This window comes from Allobosea sp. CRIB-10 (assembly GCF_900112185.1).
In the GTDB taxonomy this organism is placed as follows: Bacteria; Pseudomonadota; Alphaproteobacteria; order Rhizobiales; family Beijerinckiaceae; genus Allobosea.
The window spans coordinates 278,579-303,037 of record NZ_FOKP01000001.1; the positions used below are offsets into that span (position 1 = coordinate 278,579).

The following is a 24,459-nucleotide window of genomic DNA, read 5'->3' on the forward strand; positions in this document are numbered from 1 at the left end:
AACCGGACTGCCATGGCCTCGGCCCCGACCTTCTACATCTCGACCGCGATCTCCTATCCGAACGGCGCGCCGCATATTGGCCACGCCTACGAAGTCGTGGCGGCCGACGCGATCGCCCGTTTCAAGCGGCTCGACGGCTTCGACGTCTATTTCCAGACCGGCACCGACGATCACGGCCTGAAGATCTTCCAGGCGGCCGCCAAGGAAGGCCTGACGCCGAAGGAGCTGGTCGACCGGACCGCGCCGCGCTTCAAGGCGATGGCCGACGTGCTGAACTGCGCCTATGACCGCTTCATCCGCACGGTCGATGCCGACCATCTGCCGTCGACCCAGGAGCTCTGGCGGCGGATGGAGGCCAATGGCGACATCTATCTCGACCGCTATGCCGGCTGGTACTCGGTGCGCGACGAGGCCTATTACGGCGAGGAGGAAACCCATCTCAACGCCGATGGCGTGCGCATCGGCCCGCAAGGCACGCCGGTCGAGTGGACCGAGGAGGAGAGCTATTTCTTCCGCCTCTCGGCCTATCAAGACCGGCTGCTCGCGCACTACGAAGCCAATCCGTCCTTCATCGGGCCGGACACGCGCCGCAACGAGATCGTCTCCTTCGTCAAGGGCGGGCTGCAGGACCTCTCGATCAGCCGCACCACCTTCGATTGGGGGCTGCCGGTTCCGGGCGATCCGAAGCATGTGATGTATGTCTGGGTCGACGCGCTCAACAATTACGTCACCGGCTGCGGTTTCCCGGATGAGAGCGATCCGCGCTGGCGCTTCTGGCCGGCCGATGTGCACATCATCGGCAAGGACATCACCCGCTTCCACTCGGTCTACTGGCCGGCCTTCCTGATGTCGGCGGGGCTGCAGCCGCCCAAGCGCGTCTTCGGCCACGGCTTCCTGCTCTCGAAGGGCGAGAAGATGTCGAAATCGGTCGGCAATGTCGTCGACCCGTTCGATCTGACCGAGGCCTATGGCGTCGACCAGCTGCGCTATTTCTTCCTGCGCGAGGTCTCCTTCGGCCAGGACGGCAATTACAGCCATGAGGCGATCGTCGGGCGCATCAACGCCGACCTCGCCAACGACCTCGGCAATCTGGCGCAGCGCTCGCTGTCGATGATCGCCAAGAACTGCGAGGGCAGGGTGCCGCCGGCCGGCGCGCTGACGGAGGCTGACAAGGCCATGCTGGCGCAGGCCGACGGGCTGCTGGCGAAGACGCGCGCGGCCATGCAGGATTTCGCCCTGAACGTCGTGCTGGCGGACATCTGGGCCGTGGTCGCCGAGGCCAACCGCTCTTTCGCCAACAACGAGCCGTGGAAGCTCTCCAAGAGCGATCCGGTCCGGCGCGATACGGTGCTCTACGTCACGATCGAGACGATCCGGCAGGTCGCGATCCTGACCCAACCGGTGATGCCGCAATCGATGGCCAGGCTGCTCGATCTGCTCGCGGTCCCGGCGGAGGCGCGCGACTTCGCCGCGCTCGGCAAGGCCGGCCGCCTCACCTCGGGCACCGTGCTGCCGGCGCCGAGCGCGGTCTTCCCGCGCTATGTCGAGCCGGAAGACGGGCAGGCCGCCTGATGCTGATCGATACGCATTGCCATCTCGATTTCCCGGATTTCGCCGAGGATATCGGAGCCTATGTCGGCCGTGCCGAAGCGGCCGGCGTAGGCCGGATGGTGACGATCTCCACCCGCGTTGCTCGCTTTGACACCTATGCGGCGCTGGCCGAGCGTTTCCCGTCGATCTGGTGCACGGTCGGCACGCATCCGCATGGCGCGCATGAAGAGCTCGACGTCACCGCCGGGCAGCTCGTCGCATTGTCGCGCCATCCGCGTTGTGTCGCCATCGGCGAGGCCGGGCTCGACTACCACTATGACAAGAGCCCGCGCGCGGCGCAGGAGCAGGGCCTGCGCACCCATATCGCTGCCGCCCGCGAGACCCAGCTGCCGCTGGTGATCCATTCGCGCGAGGCTGACGAGGATATGGCGGCGATCCTGCGCGAGGAGATGGGGAAGGGCGCCTTCCCCGCCATCCTGCACTGCTTCACCGCGGGCGAGATCTTGGCCCGCACCGGCGTCGAGCTCGGGCTCTATGTCTCGTTCTCCGGCATCCTGACCTTCAAGACCTCGCAGGCACTGCGCGATATCGCCCGCGACATCCCGCTGGAACACCTGCTGGTCGAGACCGATGCGCCATATCTTGCCCCGACGCCCTATCGCGGCAAGCGCAACGAACCGTCCTATGTCGTTGAAACCGCGAAGGTTCTGGCCGAGGTCAAGGGCGTGTCCTTCGACGAGATCGCGAGGGTCACCACCGCGAACGCCAGGCGCTGTTACTGGAAGATGGACCACGCCGCTCCTGTGGCGCAGGTGGCCTGAGGCTGGCCGCGCCGCATGAGCCTGACCGTCACCATCCTCGGCTGCGGCTCATCCGGCGGCGTGCCGCGGCCGGGCTCGGGCTGGGGCGCCTGCGATTCCGCCAATCCGAAGAACCGGCGCCGGCGCTGCTCGATCCTGGTCGAGCGCCAGGGCGTCGGCGGCACGACGAGCGTGCTGATCGACACCACGCCGGACCTGCGCGAACAATTGCTCTCGGCCGAGGTCGACCGCCTCGACGCCACGCTGTTCAGCCACGATCACGCCGACCATACTCATGGCATCGACGACCTGCGTGCGCTCGTCCTGCATATGCGCAAGCGCATTCCGGTCCATGCCGACGCCGTGACTGGCGCGACGCTGCGCCAGCGCTTCGGCTATCTGTTCGAGACGCCGCCCGGCAGCCTCTATCCGCCGATCCTCGATCTCGCGCCGCTCGCGGCCGGCGAGCCGCTGACGATCGACGGCCCCGGCGGACCGATCGAGACGCTGCCGTTCCGGCTTGAGCACGGCCCGAACTATGACGCGCTCGGCTTCCGCTTCGATTCTTTCGGCTATGCGCCCGACGTCAGCGCGATCCCGCCGGAGTCGCTGGCGGCGATGAGCGGGCTCGACGTGTTGATCCTCGACTGTCTGCGCGAGGCGCCGCATCCCAGCCACTTCAATCTGGAGCAATCGTTGGAGGCGATCGCGCAGCTCAAGCCGCGCCGCGCGATCATGACCAATCTCCATGTCGATCTCGATTATGCCAGCCTGTCCAGGCGCTTGCCGGACAACATTGAACCGGCCTTCGACGGCATGAAGCTGACGATCGAGGGATAGGCCAGTGCCGGGGGCGCATAGTCGGGCATCAATTCAAGTTCCATAATATGTCTTATGCGAATGGGCCCACGAGGCCCGGCGGCACTCCTCGACCACGGGCGTGCGATCCACCTCCGATCATTCCTCAGCCTGTTCGCGGCCATCGCCGGCAGCAGGCCCGCTCCGATGCCGACAGCCTCACTCCATTGCTCGTCGCACGAAAGCCACTGCTCGATGGCCGCCACAACGAGGCCGTGATAGCATCCGCCCGCCTGGCCTTCGGACGCTTGCTGACTTCAATGGCAACGAGGTCGTGTTCATGGCTGACCCGCCCCAGAAACTCGTTCGTCTCAGCCCCAACTCCGTCGGACTCAACGGCCCGCGGATCGTCAACCAGACGAAAGCGACCCGAAATTTTTTCTTTCCCTACGGCACGAGCAATGCCGACATTGTCGCGAAGCTGAAGGACGGCGATCGGCATGTCATCTTCAACTGCCACGGCCATCCGACAAAGCCGGAATATCCAGCCCATCTCGAAATCGGGCAAACCTTCAAGGAGGACAATGTCCAGGTCTGCGAGCCATGGATGCGCATCTCGTCGCTTCGCGTGATCTGGCTGTCTGCATGCAACATCGGCGGCAGTGGCCGGCCGTTCTGCGCAAAATTGGCGAAAACAACCGGATGCTTCGTCGTCACGCAGACGTTCGCGGCATTGGACAGAGCCGTGAAACCTGGAACCGTCGAATATTGCTACTATGGGATGCCGGCCGTCATCGCCCCATCCGGCGATCCCATCGGTATCGATGACTTCAAGAAAAAGGGAAAAGAGCTCTCCTTCGCATTTCCCGATTAGAGCATCGTCGAGCGGAGTGGACACCGGTTCGCGCGAGGAAAATGCGATAAGCCAAAGGCTTGGAGCATTTCCGCGATTCGAGGAAGCACGGAAGCACCCTAGCCACTCGACAGCGAGACTGCCCCTGTCCCGATCCTTCGAGCTCAGGCCACCACGACCTTGGTCGGGTTGCCATTCTAGGATCGCGATGCGCTAATCTGCGCAGCGCTCGGCATTTCGCCTGACGCGCAGTCGTAAGGACCGTGAAGAGTCCGCAAATCTCCAGGGAGGTCAAATCGATGTCGAAGTCCGGCTGGCTCGGCGCACTGGCGCTCGCCACCTTTGCTCAGCTTGTCCCGGCCGCGCCGGCGATCGCTCAAGCCTGGCCGCAGAAGCCCGTCAGCTTCATCGTGCCGTTCCCGGCCGGCGGCGGCACCGACGCCTTCGCCCGCCCCCTCGCCGCCCAGCTCGAACAACAGCTCGGCCAGCGCATCCTCATCGACAACCGCGGCGGTGCCGGCGGCACGGTCGGCGCCTCGGCCGCGTCCAAGGCTACGCCGGACGGCTACACCTTCTTCATCGGCGCCGCGCACCACGCCATCGCGCCGGCGCTCTATCCCAAGCTCGACTACAACATCCAGACCGATTTTATCCCGATCGGCGTGATCGCCCAGCCGCCGCAGGTCGTGGTCGTCCATCCCGGCAAGGTCCAGGCCAAGACGCTGGCGGAGCTGATCGACTTCGCCAAGAAGAACCCCGACAAGCTGAATTACGGCTCGGCCGGCAACGGCACGACACATCATCTCGCCGGCGAATTGTTCAAGCTCACCACCAAGGTCAACCTGACCCATGTCCCCTATCGCGGCGCCGGCCCGCTGATGCAGGATCTCGTCGCCGGCCAGGTCGATCTCGCCTTCGACGGGCTCGGCTCCTCCGCCGCGCAGATCTCCAGCGGCACGCTGCGTGCGCTGGCCGTCGCCGCGCCCAAGCGCGCCAGCGCCTTCCCGGACGTGCCGACCACGGCTGAAGCCGGCGTGCCGGGCTACGAGGTCTCGACCTGGTATGCGATGTGGGCGCCAAAGAACACGCCGCCGGAAATCGTCGCCAAGATGGCGGCCGAAGTGCAGAAGGCACTGGCCTCGCCGACGGTGAGCGAGGCCTGGAAGCGGAACGGCTCGGAGATCCCGAACCTCTACGGCCCCGCTTTCGGCGAGTTCGTCAAGGCCGAGGTCGCGCGCTGGGGCAAGGTCGTCGCCGAGGCCAACGTCAAGCCCGATTGAGCCGAACTACCCGCCCTCGCCCGCACCGTCGATCACGGCGCGGGCGATCGCGAGGCTGAAACCGGCGCGCGCCAGCGCGGCGATATGTTTCTGGCGCAGTTCCGTCCGATCGCCTCGGCTCCATGGGCCGAGGCGTTTGCGTTTGGCCGCGACGCGCGCAGCGTCCAGCTCGGCGTCATCGTTGGCCACAACCACCGCGGCGACGAGACCGCGCTCCACGCCCTTGGACGCGAGCCCGGCAGCCACGGCCCGTGCCGAGCGCCCCTTGCGGCGCAGGCTCTGCGCCCTCGCCTCGGCGAAGCGGCGGTCATCGACCAGGCCGGATGCGACGCAGGACGCGACGACCTCGTCGACCGTCACCCGGAACGACTGTGGGTCGAGCCCGTAATGCCGGCAGCTTCGCTCGACCTTGCGCAGCAGGACGCGCTGCAATTGCGCCGCCGGCACCGAATAGCGTTCGAGATAGTGGAGCGCGGCGCGGCGCAGATAGGCCGCATCGATCCGCCTCGGCGCCGGTTTCCCGGGCAGGGCCGCTTCGCCATCCTGCATCGACGTCACGCTAATCGAACCTCGGCTTGCCGCGGGTCGACTTGACCGAGGAGCGCTTCTCCTTCGAGGCCAGGCGCCGCTCCTTGGAAGCCTTGGTCGGCTTGGTCGCCCGTCTGACCTTCGGCCGTACCTCCGCCTGCCGGATCAGCTCGATCAATCGCGCCAGCGCTTCCTCGCGATTGCGGTTCTGGCTGCGATGCTCCTGCGCAGTGATGACGATGACGCCGTCCTGTGTCAGCCGGCTGCCGGCAAGCTTCATCAGGCGGATCGCCACATCATTGGGCAAGGAGACCGAGCGGCGGACGTCGAACCGGAGCTCCACCGCGGTCGAGACCTTGTTGACGTTCTGCCCGCCCGGACCGGAGGCGCGCACGAAGCTCTCCTCGATCTCGCTTTCGTCGATCGCAATGGACGGGCTGACTTGAATCATGGGAGGACGCTAGCTCAAACCGAGAAGGATTGCAGCGATGAAGCCCTCGCGTGACATCGAACGCCTGATCGAGATCATGGCGGCCCTGCGCACGCCGGGTACGGGCTGCGCTTGGGATCTCGAGCAGGACTTCGCCTCGATCGCCCCCTACACGATCGAGGAGGCCTATGAGGTCGCGGATGCCATTGCGCGGGGCGATCTCGTCGATCTCAAGGACGAGCTCGGCGACCTGCTGCTGCAAGTCGTGTTTCATGCCCGGATGGCGCAGGAGCAGGGCAGCTTCGCCTTTCCGGACGTCGTCGAGGCGATCACCACCAAGCTGATCCGAAGGCATCCGCATGTGTTCGGCGACGCTCGCGATTTGTCACCGGCCGAGGTCAAGGCGCTGTGGGGGCAGATCAAGGCGCAAGAGAAGGCCGACAAGGCACGGGCGAGAGCCGAGGCCGGCCAGCCAGAGCCGCCCGAGGCCAGAGGTGTCCTTGCCGGCGTGCCGACCACCCTGCCCGCGCTGACCCGGGCCTGGAAGCTCCAGGCCAAGGCCTCGACCGTCGGCTTCGACTGGAACGACGCCCGGCTGGTGCTGGACAAGATCCGCGAGGAGACTGCCGAGATCGACGAGGCGCTCGCCAGTGGCGACAAGGCCGCGATCAAGGAGGAGATCGGCGACCTGCTCTTCGTGATCGCCAACCTCGCCCGCCATGTCGACGCCGACCCCGAGGCCTGCCTGACGGCAGCCAACGCCAAGTTCGAGCGCCGCTTCGCCGGCATCGAGGCGGCGCTGGAACAGTACGGGCGAAAGCCAGCCGATGCTTCGCTCGACGAGATGGAAGCGCTCTGGCAGCGGGTCAAGCGCGCCGAGCGCATCGCGCCCTGAAACGAAAACGCCGGGCGCGAGGCCCGGCGTCAGTATGGCATTCGTCTCGTCGGCCGATCAGGGCTTCGGAGCGGGCGTTGCGCCCGGAGCCGGAGCCGCACCAGGAGCCGCTGGGGTGCCCGGCGCCGGTGCTGCGCCGGGAGTGGCATCGGCCGCGCCGCCGCCGAGGCGCTTGCGCAGCTCCTCCTGGCGCTTGGCCAGCTCGTCCTGAAGCTGTTTCTGCTGCTCTTCCAGCACCTTCGGGTCGATCGGCGCGCCGTCGAAGCCCTTGGCGAAGTCCGTGAGCGGAATGTTGAAGGAAACCTCGCGCGCCGCCTGGTTCTGCACGCTGATGTTGAGGTTGGTGCCCTTCTTCAAGGCATTGATGAAGTCGTCCTTGACCTGCGCCTCGGCAAAGCAGCCATTCGGGAAGCAGACCGCATAGCGACCCGGCTGCGGCTGCGCGGTGTCGACGCCGAAGCGGATGCCGGGCTGCAGCAGCAGACCGAGCGGCATCAGGAAACGGACGATCTTGTTCGGGTCGCCCTTGACGTCATAGACCGCAACGGCGAGCACCGGTTGGCCTTGGTCCGAGACGAAGTCGCGGGTGGTGTAGCAGATTTCCTTGTTGGCGGCCTGGTCCTTGCCGCAGACCTTGGTCCAGGTCGTCTGCGACGGCTCGGGCTTGACCTGGACCACGGTCGGGCCGGTCTGCGCGGCCTGGCCACCCTGGGCCGGCGGCTGTGCGGGGGCCGGCGCGGGCTGCGCCGGACGGCTCGCCGGACGCTGCGGCTGCGCCTGCTGCGCGCTGGCGGCGAGAGGAGCAAGAGCGACGGCGGCGCCCAGCACGAGCGCGAGGCTGCGGACCGTGCTCTTCGCGGTGGCGCCCTGGCTCTTGGACAGGCGGGTCGAAGCTGACATCTGCGTTTCCTTGACCATGAAACTTGTTCGGCTGCCGTAACCGGCGGCGTGCATCACCCGAGACTCAACCGGCAAGGTGCCGGGGCCGGTGGCGGCGTGAGCACATCAGGCGCGATTGAGGCGTTTGAATGACGCCCGGCCTGCGTTTAACGAGTTCCGTCGCAGGTTTCCAGCCCGAAGAGCGCAGCGCGACAAGTTTGATCGCATGTTATCCTGCGGCAGGGAATCAGTTTCGAGCATGCATCGGCAAATCAGCGCATCTGCGCGTCCCGCTTGGTTTTTCGGGCTCATCCTAGCGAGCCTGGCGGCCGTCTGGCCGATCGGGAGCCTGTGCGCCGTTGCGGCCGAGAACGACAGCGCGATCGCCATGCATGGCGAGCCGGAGCTGCCCAAGGGGTTTGAGCACCTCCCCTATGCCGATCCCAAGGCGCCGAAGGGCGGGCGAATCATCTTCGGCCAGCAGGGCACCTTCGACAGCCTCAACCCGCTGGTTGTGCTCGGCGTCGCTCCCGACGCGGTTCCGCGTTACGTCCAGCAGAGCCTGCTCTTCCGCTCCGCCGACGAGCCGTTCACCGCCTATGGGCTTTTGGCGAGCAAGGTCGAGCTCAATCCGGAGCGCACCCGCCTCGCCTTCCAGATCGACCCGCGCGCCCGCTTCTCCGACGGCAAGCCGGTAACGGCGGAGGATGTGGTCTTCACCTTCGAGATGCTGAAGACCAAGGGCAAGCCGTTCCACCGTTCCAGCCTGGCGCGGGTGACCAAGGTCGAGGCCCCCTCGCCCGACCGCGTCGTCTTCGAGCTCGGCGACGGTTCCAACCGCGAATTGCCGCTGGTGATCGGCGCCATGCCGATCTTCGCCAAGCATGCGACGGACGCCGAGAAGTTCGGCGACACCAGCTTCAAGCCGGCGCTCGGCTCCGGCCCCTACCTCGTCGAGGAGGTCAAGCCCGGCGAGATGCTGCGGCTGAAGCGCCGCAAGGATTTCTGGGCCGAGGACCATCCCCTCACCCGCGGGCTCTTCAACGCCGACGAGATCCGCTACGATTTCTATCGTGATTCCAATGCCTTGTTCGAAGCTTTCAAGGCGGGACTTTACGATTTTCGCCTGGAAAGCGACCCGACGCGCTGGATGACCGGCTATGACGTGCCGGCCGTGCGCGATGGCCGGATCGTCCGCGACACCTTCCGGTTCCAGACCCCTAAGGGCATGACGGGGCTGGTCTTCAACACGCGCCGCCCGCAATTCGCCGATATCCGCGTCCGCGAAGCGCTGGCGATGCTGTTCGATTTCGAATGGGCCAATCGCAATCTGTTCCACGGCGTCTATCGCCGCGCCGGCAGCTTCTTCGCCGACAGCGAGCTCTCGGCCCTCGGGGTGCCGGCCGATCAGCGCGAGAAGGCGCTGCTCGCCGCCTTCCCCGGCGCCGTGCGCGACGATATCCTGGCAGGGAGCTGGGCGCCGGCCGCGACCGATGGCTCCGGCCGCGACCGCGATCAGGCCCGCCGCGCCCTCGATCTGCTGGAAGCCGCAGGCTACCGGCTGATCGACGGGCAATTGCGCAAGGGCGGCCAGAAAGGCGGCGAAGGCGAGGTCTTCGGCTTCGAGATCACCGTCACCAACCGGCCGCAGGAGCGACTGGCGCTGAACTATGCGACCTCGCTCGCGCGGCTCGGCATCGCCGTCACAGTCCGACTGATCGACGACGTCCAGTACTGGCGCCGGCTCTCGACCTTCGATTTCGACATGATCCAGTGGACCTGGCCGGCCTCGGCCTCGCCTGGCAATGAGCAGATCGGGCGCTGGGGCTCGGCCAATGCCGAGCGCAAGGGCGCGCTCAATTATGCCGGTGTGCGCTCGCCGGCGATCGATGCCACGTTGCAGGGGCTGCTGGCGGCGCGCTCGCGCGAGGATTTCGTCGCGACGGTGCGCACGCTCGACCGTCTGCTGCTCTCCGGCTTCTATGTCGTGCCGCTCTATTACCTGCCCGAGACCTGGCTGGCGCGTGCGCGCGAGATCGCCCTGCCCGAGCGGCAGCCGAAATACTTCTTCTCCACCGAGACGCTGGCGCGGTCACCCTCGCCGCCGGCGCCGGCCAACTAGGTCCGGCGATGCGCATGGGCTCCGACGAAATCTCCATCGGCGCGCTGGTCGAGGGGCTCGATTTCGACAGCCTGCTCAAGGCGCTCGCTGCCCGCCGCGGCTATGAGCCGGCCTTCCGCGATCCTCCGGGCCGGCGCGACTGGAGCGACTTTTCCCCCAATGCCTTCGGCTTCGCCGAGCTCGACGGCCGCGTCGACCGGCTCGCCAATCTGCTCCTGCTCGCCAAGCCGCAGCCCGGCGCCTGCGTCGCGATCCTGGCGCCGCTCGGCCCCGAGGCCTTGGTCTCGATCCTGGCGAGCCTGCGCGCCGGCCTGTCGCCCATGGTCCTTCCGGCGCATGCCAAGGACGCGGAGCTCTTGCCCATCATCGAGCGCTCCGGAGCCGTGATGGCGCTCGGCGTGCCGCGAATCGGCGAATTGCAGCCCCTGCATCTGCTGAGGGATGTCGCCGCCCGCTCTTTCGGCATGCGCTTCATCGGCGGCTTCGGGGCGCGCGTGCCGGATGGCGTCGCAGCCCTCGATCCGCTCCTCGGCCATGGCGCCACGCCCTCGGCCCTGCCGCCTGCGGCGATCCGGGCACCGATCCGTGTCGTCGATGGCCACAGCCTGACCGGCCCCTTCCCGATCAGCGAGAAGGAGGTGCTGGCCAAAGCGCTCGAAATCTCGCGCGTGCTGAAGCCGCTCGCCTCGTCGCGCATCATCACCACGCTGGTCGGCGGCGACCTCGCCGCGCTCGCGACCGGCCCCGGCATCGCGCTGCTCACCGGCGTCGAGCTCCTGCCGCTCGGCCTGTTCGTGCTCGACGACCTGCGCGCCTGCCTGGAAGGCGGACGCATGGTCCATCTCGTGATCCCCGCGGCGCTGGAGCCCGCGCTGGCACGCTCGCGGCTCGGCGGCCACAAGGCGCTGACCAGCCTCGTCGTCACCCGCCGCGCCGGCGAGGATGACGGTTTGCCGCGCCTCGACCGGCCCGACCTCGCCATCGTCGATGTAATCACGCACGCGCCGGACCGCGTCGAGATCAGGCGGCGCAATCCCGGCTGAGCCGGAAGGCCGTCATGCTCGGGCTTGCCCCGAGCACCTCAGGCCGGAAGAGGCACTGGCCGGCGCCTTCTCGTCATGAGATTCTCGGGTCTGCGCTTCGCTCCGCCCGAGAATGACGGCCTTTCCAACTACGCCGCCTTCTTGCGCTCGGCGATGCGCGCCAGATCGGTCAGCAGCCGGCGCGTGCCCTTGAGCCGCTGCTCGGCATCGTCGAAATCGTCGATGAAGACGACGCGCATGTCGGGGCGGACCTTGGCCAGCGTGCCCTGCTTGGCGACGTAGCCGACGAGGCCCTCAGGATTGGCGAACTCATTGTCGCGGAAGGCGACGATGATGCCCTTCGGCCCGGCCTCGACCTTCTCGACATTGGCGCGCTTGCACAGCGCCTTGATCGCGACGATCTCCAGCAGCTGCTTGACCTCCTCCGGCAGGGGGCCGAAGCGGTCGACCAGCTCGGCGCCGAAGGATTGCAGTTCGGCGTCGTCGTCCATGGTCGAGAGCCGCTTGTAGAGCGTCAGCCGCAGCGTCAGATCGCCGATATAGTGCTCGGGGATCATCACCGGCGCGCCGATCTGGATCGTCGGCGACCAGTGCGCGTCACTCTCGATCTCGATGCCGGCCTTGAGCGCCGCCACCGCCTCCTCCAGCATCTGCTGGTAGAGCTCGTAGCCGACCTCCTTGATATGGCCGGACTGCTCGTCGCCGAGCAGGTTGCCGGCGCCGCGGATGTCGAGATCGTGGCTGGCGAGCTGGAAGCCGGCACCCAGCGTATCGAGCGATTGCAATACCTTGAGCCGCCGGTCGGCCTGCTCGGTCAGCTTGCGGTTGGCCGGCACGGTGAACAGGGCATAGGCACGCACCTTCGAGCGGCCGACGCGACCACGCAGCTGGTAGAGCTGCGCGAGACCGAACATGTCGGCGCGATGGATGATCAGCGTGTTGGCGGTCGGAATGTCCAGCCCGGATTCGACGATCGTGGTCGAGAGCAGGATGTCGTACTGGCCCTCATAGAAGGCCGTCATCACGTCTTCCAGCGTGCCCGCCGCCATCTGGCCATGGGCTATGCCGACCTTGCACTCTGGCACCTGCTTGTCGAGGAAGTCCTTGACCTCGGCGATGTCCTCGATGCGCGGCACGACATAGAACGATCTGCCGCCGCGATAGCGCTCGCGCAGCAGCGCCTCGCGCACGATCAGCGGATCGAAGGGCGTGACGAAGGTGCGCACGGCGAGACGGTCGACCGGCGGGGTCGCGATGATCGAGAGCTCGCGCACCCCGGTCATGGCGAGCTGCAGCGTGCGCGGGATGGGCGTCGCGGTCAGCGTCAGCATGTGAACCTCGGCGCGCATCTCCTTCAGCCGCTCCTTATGGGCAACGCCGAAATGCTGCTCCTCGTCGACGATGACGAGGCCGAGATCCTTGAAGTCGATGCCCTTGCCGAGCAGCGCATGGGTGCCGACGGTGATGTCCATCGTGCCGTCGCTGATGCCCTGCTTCACCGCCTTGAGATCGGGGGCCGAGACGAAGCGCGAGGCCTGGCCGACCTTGACCGGCAGCCCGGCGAAGCGCTCGGCGAAATTGCGATAGTGCTGGCGCGCCAGCAGCGTCGTCGGCACCACCACTGCGACCTGCTTGCCGGCGAGCGCCGCCGTGAAGGCGGCGCGCAGCGCGACTTCCGTCTTGCCGAAGCCGACGTCGCCGCAGACCAGCCGGTCCATCGGCCGGCCGGCGGCCAGATCCTCCAGCACGGCATCGATGGTGTTCTGCTGGTCCTCGGTCTCCTCATAAGGGAAGCGCGCGCAGAACTCGTCGTAGAGCCCGTCCTGCGGGACGAGGCGCGGCGCTTCCTTGAGGGCGCGCGCAGCGGCGATCTGGATCAGCTTGCCCGCCATCTCGCGGATGCGCTGCTTCAGCTTGGCCTTACGGGCCTGCCAGCCGCCACCGCCGAGCCGGTCGAGCACGACCTCGGTGTCCTCCGAGCCGTAGCGCGAGAGCAGCTCGATATTCTCCGCCGGCAGGAACAGCTTGGCGTCGCCGGCATAGTGGATTTCGAGGCAGTCATGCGGCGCACCCGCCGCCGTGATCGTCTGCAGGCCGACGAAGCGGCCGATGCCGTGGTCGACATGGACGACGATGTCGCCGGGCGTCAGCGAGGACAGCTCGTTGATGAAATCCTGCGGCCGGCGCGCCTTCTTGCGCGGACGCACCAGCCGGTCGCCGAGAATGTCCTGCTCGCCGATGACGGCAAGCTTGCCAGCCTCAAAACCGGTCTCGAAGCCCCAGACGGCGAGCGCCGTGGTCCCGGGCTTGAGGTCGAAGGCGGCGCGCAGCGAGCCGGTCATCTGCACGGTCTTGAGGCCGTGATCGGCCAGCACATGGGCGAGGCGCTCGCGCGAGCCCTCCGACCAGGCAGCGAGGATGACGCGTCGCCCGTCCGCCTCCAGCGCCTTCACATGCGCGACGGCCGCGTCGAAGACGCTGCCGGAATTGTCGGCGCGTTCGGCGGCGAAGCTGCGGCCCTGCTTGCCGCCGAGATCGACGACGAGCTTGCCCTCGCTCTCCGGCAGCTGGAACGGCGTCAGCGTCGCGACGCCGGCTTCGCCAATGAGCCCGCGCCAGTCGGCCGGCGAGAGATAGAGCGCCTCCGGCGGCAGCGGCTTGTAGGGGATCGAGCCGGGCGAAGGCTGGTCGAGCGCGCTCTTGCGGGCGTCGTAATAGTCCTTGATCAGGCTGATGCGCTCACCGACCGCGTCGTCGGCGTGATGGTCGAGCACCACAGGCACGTCGGGCAGATAGGTGAAGAGCGTGTCGAGCTTCTCCGCCAGCAGCGGCAGCCAGTGCTCCAGGCCCGCCGGACGCCGGCCCTCGCTCACCGCCTCATAGAGCGTGTCGTCGCGGCCGGGCGTGCCGAAGGTCGAAATATAGGACTGACGGAAGCGACGGATCGAGTCGCTCGTCATCTGCGCCTCGGACATCGGCACGAGGTCGAGCCCGCGCAACTGCCCGGTGGTGCGCTGCGTCTCCGGATCGAAGGTGCGGATCGATTCCAGCGTATCGCCGAAGAAATCGAGCCGGATCGGCGCCGGCATGCCCGGCGGGAAGAGGTCGACGATGCCGCCGCGCACGGCGAACTCGCCGGTCTCGCGCACGGTCGAGGTCCGGAGGTAGCCGTTGACGTCGAGCCAGCGCGCCAGCTCCTCGGTGTCGACCATGTTGCCCGGCGCGGCCGAGAAGCTCTCGGAGGCGACCTTGCCGAAAGCCGGCACGCGCTGGAGCGCGGCGTTGACGGTGGTCAGCAGCAGGCGCGGCCTGTCGCCCGACTTGGTCCGGGCGAGGCGCGACAATGTCGTCATCCGGTGCGCCACGATCGAGGGCGCCGGCGAGACGCGGTCATAGGGCTGGCAATCCCAGGCCGGGAAGCTCATCACCTCCAGATCGGGCGCGACGAACTGCAGCGCGTTTTCCAGCACCTGCAGGCGCTGGCCGTCGCGGGCGACGAAGACGATCAGCGCCGGCCCTTCCGACTTCTTGGCGCGGGCGCGGGTCAGATCGGCGAGCACGACGGCGTCGAAACCATCCGGCACGCCGGCGAGCATAGGCTTGTCGCCGCGGTTCAGCGCATCGAGGATGCGCTCGAGCTGCGGCTTGGCGATCTGGGAGGGAGGCGGAATGCTCATCGGGACGCTTCAGTTCTGACTATAGCTTGTCATTCCGGGGCGCGCCGCAGGCGCGAACCCGGAACCCACGACGGGATGGAACATCTTGTGCTTGGTTCCTGGCCGCTCACCTGTTCGTGGGTTCCGGGTTCTTCGCTGCGCGAAGCCCCGGAATGACAATGAAGGGAGCAGGCCAAGCCCTCACACATGGATCGGCTTGTCGTGCTGGTGGAAGGCCTTCAGCCGCCGGAAGACATCGCTGTCGTAGTTCTCCGGCACCTCAGCCTCTCCGGTCACCCAGCTCAGCAGGTCGCGGTCGAGCACCTCGATCAACCGCTCGAACTCGTCGAGCTCGGCCTCGCTCAACGTGCCGATCTGCGCATCGGCGAAGCGGCCCATGATCAGGTCCATTTCGCGCATGCCGCGATGCCAGGCGCGGAACAGGATCTTGCGCCGGCGCGGGTCGAGATCGGCACTGCTACGGGTCGAGCCACTCATCATCGGCCTCGCGGATAATAGGAATAGGGCCGGCCCCATCGCGAAGCCTGCCGTCGCGAGCTATATAGCGATGCCATCTCGCGAAGTCAGCGGCAGGAATGCCGCCGGGCTCGCACTCCTGACATGCCGTGAAGCCATTGCGTCCATCCGTCCTCGATCCGCTCTTCGCACCGGCCACCGCCCTCTCCGGCGTCGGCCCCAAGCTCGCCAAGGCGCTCGACAAGCTGCTGGGCGACGAGACGCATGCCGCTCGCGTCATCGACCTGATGTTCCATCTGCCGACCGGCGCGATCGACCGGCGGCCGAGCGAGAGCATCGCCGAGGCGCCGATCGGCGAGGTCGCGACCTTCTCGGCGCAGGTCACCGAGCATCGCCCTGCCCCGCCGAACAAGGCCAAGGCACCCTATCGCGTCATCGTCGAAGACGAGACCGGCGACGTCACGTTGGTCTTCTTTCATGCCGATGTCCGCCATCTCCTGCAGACCCTGCCGATCGGCGCCTACCGCATCATCTCAGGCAAGCTCGAGCTCTGGGACGGCATGCGCCAGATGGTGCATCCCGACCGCATTCTCGATCCCAAGCTCGCCGCGACCTTGCCCTCGGTCGAGCCGGTCTACGGGCTGACCGAGGGCATCGGCGGGCGCGTCATGGCGCGCATTGCCGCGGGTGCGGCCGAACGCTGCCCGGACTTACCGGAATGGCAGGACGAGGCCTTCGCTGCCCGCAACGACTTCGTGCCCTTCCGCGACGCCATTCACGCTCTGCACCACCCGGTCGATCTCAAGGCGGCGACTGGCGAAACGGTGGCGCGCCGGCGCATCGCCTATGACGAATTGCTGGCGAGCCAGATCGCGCTCGCCCTCGTGCGCCGCCAGCAGAAGAAGGCGGCGGGCCGCGCCACTGCCGGCGACGGCGTCCTGCGCCACGCCATCGAGACCGCCCTGCCCTTCACGCTGACCGACGGCCAGCGCAAGGCGATCGCCGACATCCATGACGACATGGAAAAGCCCGAGCGCATGCTGCGCCTGCTCCAGGGCGATGTCGGCTCGGGCAAGACCGTGGTCGCGCTGATGGCGATGGCCGCCGCAGCCGAGGCGCGGCGGCAATCGGTGCTGATGGCACCGACCGAGATCCTCGCCCGCCAGCATGCCGAGCGCCTGGCGCCGCTCGCCGACAAGGCCGGCCTCAAGCTCGCTCTGCTCACCGGCCGCGAGAAGGGCGCCGGGCGCCGGCAGGTGCTGGAAGGCCTCGCCAATGGCGAGATCGACATCGTTGTCGGCACCCATGCGCTGTTCCAGGAGGGCGTCGCCTTCCATGACCTCGCGCTCGCCGTCGTCGACGAGCAGCACCGCTTCGGCGTGCACCAGCGCCTGCTGCTCGGGGCCAAGGGCGAGGCGGTCGACATCCTCGTGATGACCGCGACGCCGATCCCGCGCACGCTGGCGCTGACCTGGTTCGGCGACATGGACGTCTCGATCCTCTCGGAGAAGCCGGCCGGCCGGAAGCCGATCACCACACGGGCGATCTCGCTGGAGCGCTATGACGAAGTCGTCGGCGCGGTCGGGCGCGCCTTGGAGAGCGGCGCGCAGGTCTACTGGGTCTGCCCGCTGGTGCAGGAATCCGACACGCTCGATGTCGCGGCAGCACAGGAACGCTTCGAGGCGCTGCAGGATCTCTTCGGCGACAAGGTCGGGCTGCTGCATGGCCAGATGCCGGGCCGCGACAAGGACGCGGCCATGGCCGCCTTTTCGGGCGGGCAGACGCGCGTGCTGGTCTCGACCACGGTGATCGAGGTCGGCGTCGACGTGCCCAACGCCTCGGTGATGGTGATCGAGCATGCCGAGCGCTTCGGCCTCGCCCAGCTCCACCAATTGCGCGGGCGGATCGGGCGGGGCAGCGCCGCCTCGACCTGCCTGCTGCTCTACAAGGGTCCGCTCGGCCAGGTGGCGGAAGCGCGCCTCACCATCATGCGCGAAAGCGAGGACGGCTTCCGCATCGCCGAGGAAGACCTGCGCCTGCGCGGCGAAGGCGAGGTGCTCGGCACACGCCAGTCAGGCTCGCCCGACTGGCGCATCGCTCGCCCGGAGATCGACGGCGATCTCCTCGCCGCCGCGCGCGACGATGCTCGCCTGCTGATCGAGCGCGACCCGCAGCTGGAGACGCCGCGCGGCCAGGCGATCCGGACGCTGCTCTACCTGTTCGAGCGCGACGTCGCGATCCGCCTGCTGCGGGCTGGCTGAGATGATACTCAGCCCTGCGCGAACTAGGCGTTTTCGGTAGCCTTGGACGGAATCCGGGCGACGACCTTGAGCTCGAAGTCGAACCCGGCGAGCCAGGTCACGCCGACGGCGGTCCAGGTCGGATAGGGCGGCTCGCCGATCTCCTCGGCCCGGATGGCCATCACCGTATCGAACTGCGCCTGCGGATCGGTGTGGAACGAGATGACGTCGATGACGTCGTCGAAACTCGCGCCTGCCGCAGCCAGAACGGCGCGCAGATTGGCGAAGGCGCGCCGGACCTGATCCTCGAACACCGGCTCGGGCGAACCGTCCTCGCGGCTGCCGACCTGCCCGGAAATGAAGAGCAGGTCGCCGGAGCGGATGGCGGCGGAATACTGGTGGAGATCGTAGAGCGCGTGCCGGTCGGCAGGAAAAATCGCGTCGCGTTTGGCCATGTCGGCTCCTTTTGTGAGCTGCGAACGCAGGCGACCTATTCGCGTGCTTCGCTGTTGCCGACAGGAGATAACGGGCGGCCATTGTTTGCATTAGCCGTTGAAATCGGCATAAGCCGATGCAAAATCACCAGCAATGGTCCGCCCGTCGCTCCACGACCTCACCGCCTTCGTCGCCGTCGCGAGCCGTCGCAGCTTCCGGCGCGCGGCTGACGAGCTCGGCACGGCGCCCTCCACGTTGAGCCATGCAATGCGAGCCCTCGAAGAGCGCATGGGCGTGCGTCTGCTCAACCGCACGACGCGCAGCGTCTCGCCAACCGAAGCCGGTTTCGAACTGCTCGGCCGGCTTCAACCGGCGCTCGCGTCTTTGGACGAAGCACTCGACAGCATCGCCACCTTCCGCGGCAACGTCACAGGTACCGTCCGGATCAATGCGCCGCGGCTGGGGGCTTCGATCCTCGTGCGCGACATCCTGCCGGTGATGGCCGAGCGCTGTCCCGAGGTGGTCGTCGACCTCGTCGTCGAGGGAAAGCTCGTCGACATCGTCTCGGCCGGCTTCGATGCCGGCGTCCGGCTGGTCGACTCGATTCCGAAGGACATGATCGCCGTGCCCTTCGCAGGCGAGGTCAGCTTCATCTGCGTGGCCTTACCGGCCTATATCGACCGCTTCGGCGAGCCGGCGACGCCCGACGATTTGCAACGCCATCGCTGCATCGGCCACCGCGTCCCCAACGGCAAACTCTATCGCTGGGAGTTCGAGCGGGCCGGGCAGGCGCTGACGATCGAGACCAGTGGACCGGTCATCCTCGACGACGAGGAGCTGATGGTCGATGCCGCCGTCAAGGGCCTCGGCATTGCCTATGTCGCCAGCCCGGCCGCCGAAACTGCGCTCGCCGAGGGGCGCCTTCGCCGGGTTTTGGCAGCCTGGACGCCCACCCCCGAACGGGTCGCGATCTATTATCCCGGCCATCGCGCCGTGCCCCCGGCGCTGCGGGCCTTCCTCGATGTCGTCAAGGCCGCGCGCTAGAAGCGACAGCAATCCCGATCAAGCGCGCGCCCCTTCCCTCCGCCATGGTGCCGGCGTTTCGTGAGTGAGCCATGGACCCGATCAAGAAAGCCCTCTGGTGCATCGAAAGCCGCTTCGCCTCCGAGCTCTCGCTCGACGAGATCGCGGAGGTCAGCGGCGTCTCGCGCTTCCATCTCAGCCGCGCCTTCGGCGTGGCGACCGGCCGCTCGGTGATGCGCTATGTGCGCGAGCGCCGGCTCTCGGAAGCGGCGCGCCAGCTCGCCGATGGCGCACCCGACATCCTCCAGGTCGCGCTCGACTGGGGCTATGGCTCTCACGAGGCTTTCACCCGCGCCTTTCGCGAGCAGTTCGGCCTGACGCCGGAGGAACTGCGTTCGCGGCGCGATCTCTCCTCCCTTGCTCTCGTGGAGCCCCTATCCATGCACGCTGCAAACCACATCCCCCTCGCCGAGCCGCGTCTCGTCACCGGCAAGCCCATGCTGATCGCCGGCTTCAGCGGTCATTTTTCGGTCGACAACACGCAAGGAATCCCGCTGCTCTGGCAGAGGATCGTCCCGCATTTCGGCCATATCCCCGGCCAGAAGGGCTATGTCGCCTATGGTGCGAGCTACAACTGCGACGATGTCGGCGCCTTCGACTACATTGCCGGTGCCGAGGTCGCGTCCTTCAGCGATCTGCCCGACGAGTTCGCACGATTGAGCGTGCCGGAGCAGCTCTGCGCAGTCTTCGAGCACAGTGGCCACATCACCGGCATCAAGCAGACCTATGAGGCGATCTGGCGCGACTGGCTGCCTAAATCGGGCCGGGAACCGGCCATGGGCGTGACGCTCGAACGCATGGACGAGCGCTTCGACGGTGCGACCGGCAACGGCGTCGTCGAGATCTGGGTGCCGCTGAAAAGCTGAGCTATTTTGCTCCGTCGACCACAGGTTCGCCGGGCTGGATCAACCCGGCGGACATGATCAGCTTGGCGCCGTCCTCGACCGAGATCGTCAATTCGACGACCTCGCGCCGCGGCAGATAGAAGAAGAAGCCCGTGGTAGGGTTCGGCGTGCAGGGCAGGAAGACGCCGATCTGCTCATCGCCGTCGGGTAGTTTGCCGGCGATCTCGGGCGCCGCCTCCTGCGCGATGAAGACGATCGACCACATCCCCGGCTGCGGAAACTGCACCATGCCGACCTTGCGGAACGAGGTGCCGGACTGCGAGAAGATCGTCTCGAAGATCTGCTTCACGCCCTTGTAGAGGCCGCGCACCACCGGCATCCGGTTGAGGATCGCCTCGCCGGCGCCGATCAGCGAGCGCCCGACCAGATTGGCGGCGAAGAAGCCGATCACCGTCAGGCCGATCAGCGCGATGACGAGGCCGAAGCCGGGCAGTGGGAACGGCAAATAGTTGTCCGGCCAGAACTGCGCAGGCACCAGCGGCTTCACCATCCCGTCGACCAGGTTGATGAACCACCAGGTCACCGAGGCGGTGATGGCGAGCGGCGCCGCCAGCACGAGGCCGGTCAGGAAATAGCGCCTGAGCCTGGTGCCGAAGGTCGGCCGCAACAGGTCGGGCTGGGCGACGAGGCGCGGATCGGGCATGCGGGTAGTCATCGACGATCCGGGTCTCCGTCCGCTCTTGCGGCCTGACCTTATTGCGCCGCACTATCGGACGATAGCCGAGCGCGCGACGCTGGCCAGCCCCGATTCGCCGGGATCGACGAGTTTCGTGTCCGAACCTTCCAGACCGCAACCCCGCTGGCACCGGCCGCTCTATCTCGCCGCCGGTTGGCTCTGCGTGCTGCTCGGTGTCATCGGGCTGATCCTGCCGGTGATGCCCGGCACCGTCTTCCTGATCGCGGCCGCCTGGTGCTTCTCGCGCTCCTCGCCGCGCTTCGAGAGCTGGCTGATCAACCATCCCCGGCTCGGGCCGCAGGTGGTGCGCTGGCGCAAGACCGGTGCCATCGCCCGCAGGACGAAATATGTCGCCTGTGGCTCGATGCTGCTGAGCTTCGTCATCGTGGCGGCGACCGACGCGCCGCCGATCGCGCTCTGGCTGAGCGGCGCCGGCCTGATCGCGGCCGGCACCTATGTCGCGAGCCGGCCGGAGCCGACCGAAGACGAGATTACTCGACGGTAACCGACTTCGCCAGGTTGCGTGGCTGGTCGACGTCCTTGCCCATGAAGACGGCGGTCTGGTAGGCGATCATCTGGATCGGCACCGCGTAGACGATCGGCGCGAAGAGCGGATCCATCTCCGGCATGATGATCGTGGCTTCCGGGACAATGCCGCACTCCGCCGCACCCTTGGCGTCGGTGACCAGGATGATACGGCCGCCGCGCGCTGCGACCTCCTGCATGTTCGAGGCAGTCTTCTCGAAGAGTGCATCGTGCGGGGCGATGACGATGACCGGCATGTCCTCGTCGATCAGCGCGATCGGGCCGTGCTTGAGCTCGCCCGCCGGATAACCTTCGGCATGGATGTAGCTGATTTCCTTGAGCTTCAGCGCGCCTTCCAGCGCCAGCGGGAAGGCGGTGCCGCGGCCGAGATAGAGCACGTCGCGCGCCCTTGCGAGCTTGCGGGCGAGCTTCTCGATCTCCGGCTCCAGCGTCAGCGCCTGTGCCATCAGGCCAGGCAGTGCGATCAGCTCCTGGACGTAAGTCGCCTCCTGCTCGGCCGAGAGCGTGCCACGGGCACGGGCCGCGGCGATGGCGAGACCGGCGAGCGCGGTGAGCTGGCAGGTGAAGGCCTTGGTCGAGGCGACGCCGATCTCGGGACCGGCCAGTGTCGGGGCGACGACATCGCTCTCGCGGGCGATCGTCGAGGTCGGCACGTTGACCACGGACATCACGTGCTGGCCTTCCTGGCGGGCATAGCGCAGGCAGGCGAGCGTGTCGGCGGTCTCGCCTGATTGCGAGACGAAGAGGGCAAGCCCGTTCGCCGGCAGCGGCGCCTCGCGATAGCGGAACTCCGAGGCGACGTCGATCTCGACCGGCAGGCGCGCCAGCTTCTCGAACCAGTATTTGGCGGTGAGTCCGGCGTAATAGGCGGTGCCGCAGGCGGAGACCGAGAGGCGCGACAGGTCCTTCCAGTCGAACGGCGTCTCGAAGGGCAGCCGCGTCACGCCATTCGCCATGTCGATGTAATGCGTCAGCGTATGGCCGACCACCTCCGGCTGCTCGTAGATCTCCTTGGCCATGAAGTGGTGGTGGTTGCCCTTCTCCACGAGGAAGGCGCCGGCCGCGACGCGCTGGGCGCGGCGTTCGACCTGGTTCCCGTCGGCGTCGTAGAAGGTCGCACCCTTGCGGTTCAGCACCACCCAGTCGCCCTCGTCGAGATAGGCGATCAGATTGGTGAACGGCGCCAATGCCAGCGCATCCGAGCCGAGATACATCTCGCCGTCGCCGATGCCGACCGCCAGCGGCGAGCCCTTGCGGGCGCCGATCAAGAGGTCTTCCTCGCCCTCGAACAGGAAGGCGAGCGCAAACGCGCCGCGCAGATGCGGCAGTGCGGCTCCGACCGCCGCGACCGGGTCCTTGCCGCGGTCGAGCTCGCGGGTGACGAGATGGGCGACGACCTCGGTGTCGGTCTCGCTGGCGAAGACGTGGCCATCGGCCTCGAGCTCGGCCTTGAGCTCGCGGAAGTTCTCGATGATGCCGTTATGGACGACCGCCAGCTTCTCGGTGGCGTGCGGATGGGCATTGCTCTCGGTCGGCTTGCCATGCGTCGCCCAGCGGGTGTGGCCGATGCCGATCAGGCCGTCGAGCGGCTCGCTGGAGAGGCGCACTTCGAGATTCTTGAGCTTGCCCTCGGCGCGGCGGCGGCTGAGCCGGCCGCCTTCGAGCGTCGCGACGCCGGCGGAATCATAGCCGCGATATTCGAGCCGCCGCAGCGCCTCGACCACCTGACCCGCGACGGCCTGCTTGCCGAGAATGCCCACGATCCCGCACATGAACGTGCCTCATCCGTTGATAGCGATGCGCATCGCAATAGTCCGTGGCGGAACAATCGCGAAATCACGTTGAATGTCGAACTGTGAACGGAATGTCTTGAAAATCACCTATTATCGGTCTTTTCGCGCCTTGGCGGCCGCCCGAAAGGCGGACGCCCAGCCCTCGCGCTCCATCTGCCGGCCGCGCGCGACGGCGAGCGCATCCGGCTTGACGTCGCGGGTGATGACCGAGCCCGAGCCGACATAGGCGCCCGCCCCGATCGTCACCGGTGCGACCAGCGCCGAATTGGAGCCGACGAAGGCGCCCTCGCCGATGATCGTCTTCGACTTGACGAAGCCGTCATAATTGCAGGTGATCGTGCCTGCGCCAATATTGGCGTTCGCGCCGATCTCGGCATCGCCGATATAGGTCAGGTGGTTGACCTTGGCACCCTCGCCGATCGCCGCCGCCTTGATCTCGACGAAGTTGCCGACGCGCGCGCCCTTCGCCAGCTCGGCTCCCGGACGCAGGCGCGCATAGGGGCCGATCGAGACGCCCTCGCCCACGCTCGCTCCTTCCAGATGCGAGAAGGCGTGGATGACGGCGTTGTCCGCGACCCGCACGCCCGGGCCGAAGACGACATTGGGCTCGATCAGCACATCGCGGCCGATCACAGTGTCATGGCTGAAGAACACGGTCCCGGGCGCGACCAGCGTCGCGCCGGCCAGCATCATCTCCCGCCGCTTGCGCGCCTGGAAATCGGCCTCCACCGCCGCGAGCTGAACGCGATCGTTGACGCCTTGCACCTCGGCCTCGGGCGCGACCTGGGCGACCGCCGTGAGGCCCTGCGCGCGCGCCACCGCGACGGCGTCGGTCAGGTAATATTCGTTCTGCGCATTGGCGCAGCCGATCGCATCGAGAATGCCGAGCGCCGTCCCGCCGTCGAGCGCCATCAGCCCGGCATTGCAGAGCGTGATCGCGCGTGTCGTCTCGTCGGCATCCTTGTGCTCGACGATGGCCTGCAGCTCGCCGTCCTGTGTGACGAAGCGGCCATAGCCGGTCGGGTTCCGTGCTTCAAAGCCCAGCGCGGCGACGGCGGCACCGCCATGCAGCGCCTTGCGCAGATCGGCGAAGGTCTCCGGCCGGACCAGCGGCGTGTCGGCGAAGGCGACAAGGACATCGTCATGCTTGCCGTTCAGGCTTTCGCGGGCCGCGAGCACCGCATGGGCCGTGCCCTTGCGCTCGTTCTGGACGAAGACCGCAGCGTGCGGCGCGTGCTTTTTCACCTCGGCCGCGACGTCGGGCCGGTCTGGCCCGATCACCACGGCGAGCGCATCGGCGCCGGCCGCCGTCACGGCCGCCAGGGCATGGCGGAGCAGCGAACGGCCGGCCACCTCGTGTAGGACCTTCGGCCGCGCAGATTTCATCCGGGTCCCCTCGCCCGCCGCCAGCACGATGGCGAGGCAGGTCCGGGCGGGCTGCATTTCCGTCATGATCGTCCTGTCACATG

At 67.3% G+C, this 24,459-nt stretch carries 21 protein-coding genes; 12 read left to right on the forward strand and 9 right to left on the reverse strand.

The genetic code is table 11. The annotated features are described in order from the left end of the window. Positions 1–12: 12 nt before the first annotated feature. The 5 genes from metG (at position 13) to BMZ69_RS01310 (ending at position 5,282) form a co-directional block, all read left to right on the forward strand. A complete protein-coding gene (gene metG / locus BMZ69_RS01290) occupies positions 13–1,572 on the forward strand; it encodes a methionine--tRNA ligase (RefSeq protein WP_092153996.1) in 1,560 nt (519 codons plus the stop codon). After that, entirely contained in the window at positions 1,572–2,372 is an 801-nt protein-coding gene (locus BMZ69_RS01295; protein ID WP_092153999.1) for a TatD family hydrolase, read from the forward strand. The genes metG and BMZ69_RS01295 overlap by 1 nt, the downstream gene beginning before the upstream one ends. 15 nt (positions 2,373–2,387) lie before the next feature. Next, positions 2,388–3,191: an MBL fold metallo-hydrolase gene (locus BMZ69_RS01300; protein WP_092154001.1), complete on the forward strand. Its 804-nt coding sequence runs from the start codon at positions 2,388–2,390 to the stop codon at positions 3,189–3,191. 298 nt (positions 3,192–3,489) lie between these two features. Continuing rightward, positions 3,490–4,023: a hypothetical protein gene (locus tag BMZ69_RS01305; RefSeq protein WP_092154003.1), complete on the forward strand. Its 534-nt coding sequence runs from the start codon at positions 3,490–3,492 to the stop codon at positions 4,021–4,023. A gap of 278 nt (positions 4,024–4,301) precedes the next feature. Further along, on the forward strand, positions 4,302–5,282 hold the full coding sequence (locus BMZ69_RS01310; RefSeq protein WP_092154005.1) for a Bug family tripartite tricarboxylate transporter substrate binding protein: 981 nt from the start codon (positions 4,302–4,304) through the stop codon (positions 5,280–5,282). A 6-nt stretch (positions 5,283–5,288) separates the two neighbouring features. Here BMZ69_RS01310 and BMZ69_RS01315 read toward each other — a convergent pair whose 3' ends face one another. Together BMZ69_RS01315 and arfB are read right to left on the reverse strand one after the other, a co-directional pair. Further along, the gene (locus BMZ69_RS01315; protein ID WP_092154599.1) at positions 5,289–5,831 is read right to left on the reverse strand and encodes a regulatory protein RecX; all 543 of its coding nucleotides are present in this window, start codon (positions 5,829–5,831) and stop codon (positions 5,289–5,291) included. A gap of 10 nt (positions 5,832–5,841) precedes the next feature. Continuing rightward, positions 5,842–6,261: an alternative ribosome rescue aminoacyl-tRNA hydrolase ArfB gene (gene arfB, locus BMZ69_RS01320; protein ID WP_092154008.1), complete on the reverse strand. Its 420-nt coding sequence runs from the start codon at positions 6,259–6,261 to the stop codon at positions 5,842–5,844. Between the two features lie 37 nt (positions 6,262–6,298). On the opposite strand from arfB, the gene mazG reads away from it, so the two are divergent. Further along, positions 6,299–7,135, forward strand: a complete 837-nt coding sequence (gene mazG, locus BMZ69_RS01325) for a nucleoside triphosphate pyrophosphohydrolase (RefSeq protein ID WP_092154010.1) — start codon at positions 6,299–6,301, stop codon at positions 7,133–7,135. 57 nt (positions 7,136–7,192) lie between these two features. On the opposite strand, the gene BMZ69_RS01330 is transcribed toward mazG, so the two are convergent. Continuing rightward, the gene (locus BMZ69_RS01330) at positions 7,193–8,035 is read right to left on the reverse strand and encodes an invasion associated locus B family protein (RefSeq protein WP_092154601.1); all 843 of its coding nucleotides are present in this window, start codon (positions 8,033–8,035) and stop codon (positions 7,193–7,195) included. A gap of 238 nt (positions 8,036–8,273) precedes the next feature. Between BMZ69_RS01330 and BMZ69_RS01335 the strand changes: the two genes are divergently transcribed. Together BMZ69_RS01335 and BMZ69_RS01340 are read left to right on the forward strand one after the other, a co-directional pair. Then, a complete protein-coding gene (locus BMZ69_RS01335; protein WP_092154012.1) occupies positions 8,274–10,136 on the forward strand; it encodes an extracellular solute-binding protein in 1,863 nt (620 codons plus the stop codon). Positions 10,137–10,150: 14 nt separating this feature from the next. After that, complete coding sequence (locus tag BMZ69_RS01340; RefSeq protein WP_175506623.1) at positions 10,151–11,179, forward strand: AMP-binding protein; 1,029 nt, start codon at positions 10,151–10,153, stop codon at positions 11,177–11,179. Positions 11,180–11,307: 128 nt separating this feature from the next. On the opposite strand, the gene mfd is transcribed toward BMZ69_RS01340, so the two are convergent. Together mfd and BMZ69_RS01350 are read right to left on the reverse strand one after the other, a co-directional pair. Continuing rightward, a complete protein-coding gene (mfd, locus tag BMZ69_RS01345; protein ID WP_092154015.1) occupies positions 11,308–14,856 on the reverse strand; it encodes a transcription-repair coupling factor in 3,549 nt (1,182 codons plus the stop codon). A gap of 180 nt (positions 14,857–15,036) precedes the next feature. Continuing rightward, positions 15,037–15,333 (reverse strand): FAD assembly factor SdhE, encoded by a 297-nt coding sequence (locus BMZ69_RS01350; RefSeq protein WP_092154017.1) that lies wholly within the window; start codon positions 15,331–15,333, stop codon positions 15,037–15,039. 128 nt (positions 15,334–15,461) lie between these two features. Here BMZ69_RS01350 and recG point away from each other — a divergent pair, with 128 nt between their 5' ends. Continuing rightward, positions 15,462–17,573: an ATP-dependent DNA helicase RecG gene (gene recG / locus BMZ69_RS01355; protein ID WP_244543154.1), complete on the forward strand. Its 2,112-nt coding sequence runs from the start codon at positions 15,462–15,464 to the stop codon at positions 17,571–17,573. Positions 17,574–17,596: 23 nt separating this feature from the next. Here the strand turns inward: recG and BMZ69_RS01360 are convergent, their stop codons facing one another. Further along, positions 17,597–18,007, reverse strand: a complete 411-nt coding sequence (locus BMZ69_RS01360; RefSeq protein WP_092154019.1) for a RidA family protein — start codon at positions 18,005–18,007, stop codon at positions 17,597–17,599. Positions 18,008–18,140: 133 nt separating this feature from the next. Between BMZ69_RS01360 and BMZ69_RS01365 the strand changes: the two genes are divergently transcribed. Next, on the forward strand, positions 18,141–19,031 hold the full coding sequence (locus BMZ69_RS01365) for a LysR family transcriptional regulator (protein ID WP_092154021.1): 891 nt from the start codon (positions 18,141–18,143) through the stop codon (positions 19,029–19,031). A gap of 71 nt (positions 19,032–19,102) precedes the next feature. Next, the gene (locus BMZ69_RS01370; RefSeq protein ID WP_092154023.1) at positions 19,103–19,936 is read left to right on the forward strand and encodes an AraC family transcriptional regulator; all 834 of its coding nucleotides are present in this window, start codon (positions 19,103–19,105) and stop codon (positions 19,934–19,936) included. A gap of 1 nt (position 19,937) precedes the next feature. On the opposite strand, the gene BMZ69_RS01375 is transcribed toward BMZ69_RS01370, so the two are convergent. After that, positions 19,938–20,630: a DUF502 domain-containing protein gene (locus BMZ69_RS01375; protein WP_244543155.1), complete on the reverse strand. Its 693-nt coding sequence runs from the start codon at positions 20,628–20,630 to the stop codon at positions 19,938–19,940. A 115-nt stretch (positions 20,631–20,745) separates the two neighbouring features. Between BMZ69_RS01375 and BMZ69_RS01380 the strand changes: the two genes are divergently transcribed. Further along, a complete protein-coding gene (locus tag BMZ69_RS01380) occupies positions 20,746–21,156 on the forward strand; it encodes a YbaN family protein (protein WP_244543156.1) in 411 nt (136 codons plus the stop codon). Here the strand turns inward: BMZ69_RS01380 and glmS are convergent. Beyond that, positions 21,143–22,969 carry a glutamine--fructose-6-phosphate transaminase (isomerizing) gene (gene glmS / locus BMZ69_RS01385; protein WP_092154029.1) on the reverse strand — a complete coding sequence of 609 codons (1,827 nt, stop codon included), beginning with the start codon at positions 22,967–22,969 and terminating at the stop codon, positions 21,143–21,145. The two genes, BMZ69_RS01380 and glmS, sit on opposite strands and share 14 nt — an antisense overlap. Before the next feature lie 111 nt (positions 22,970–23,080). Beyond that, positions 23,081–24,433 carry a bifunctional UDP-N-acetylglucosamine diphosphorylase/glucosamine-1-phosphate N-acetyltransferase GlmU gene (gene glmU, locus BMZ69_RS01390; RefSeq protein ID WP_092154032.1) on the reverse strand — a complete coding sequence of 451 codons (1,353 nt, stop codon included), beginning with the start codon at positions 24,431–24,433 and terminating at the stop codon, positions 23,081–23,083. Between the last annotated feature and the right edge of the window lie 26 nt (positions 24,434–24,459).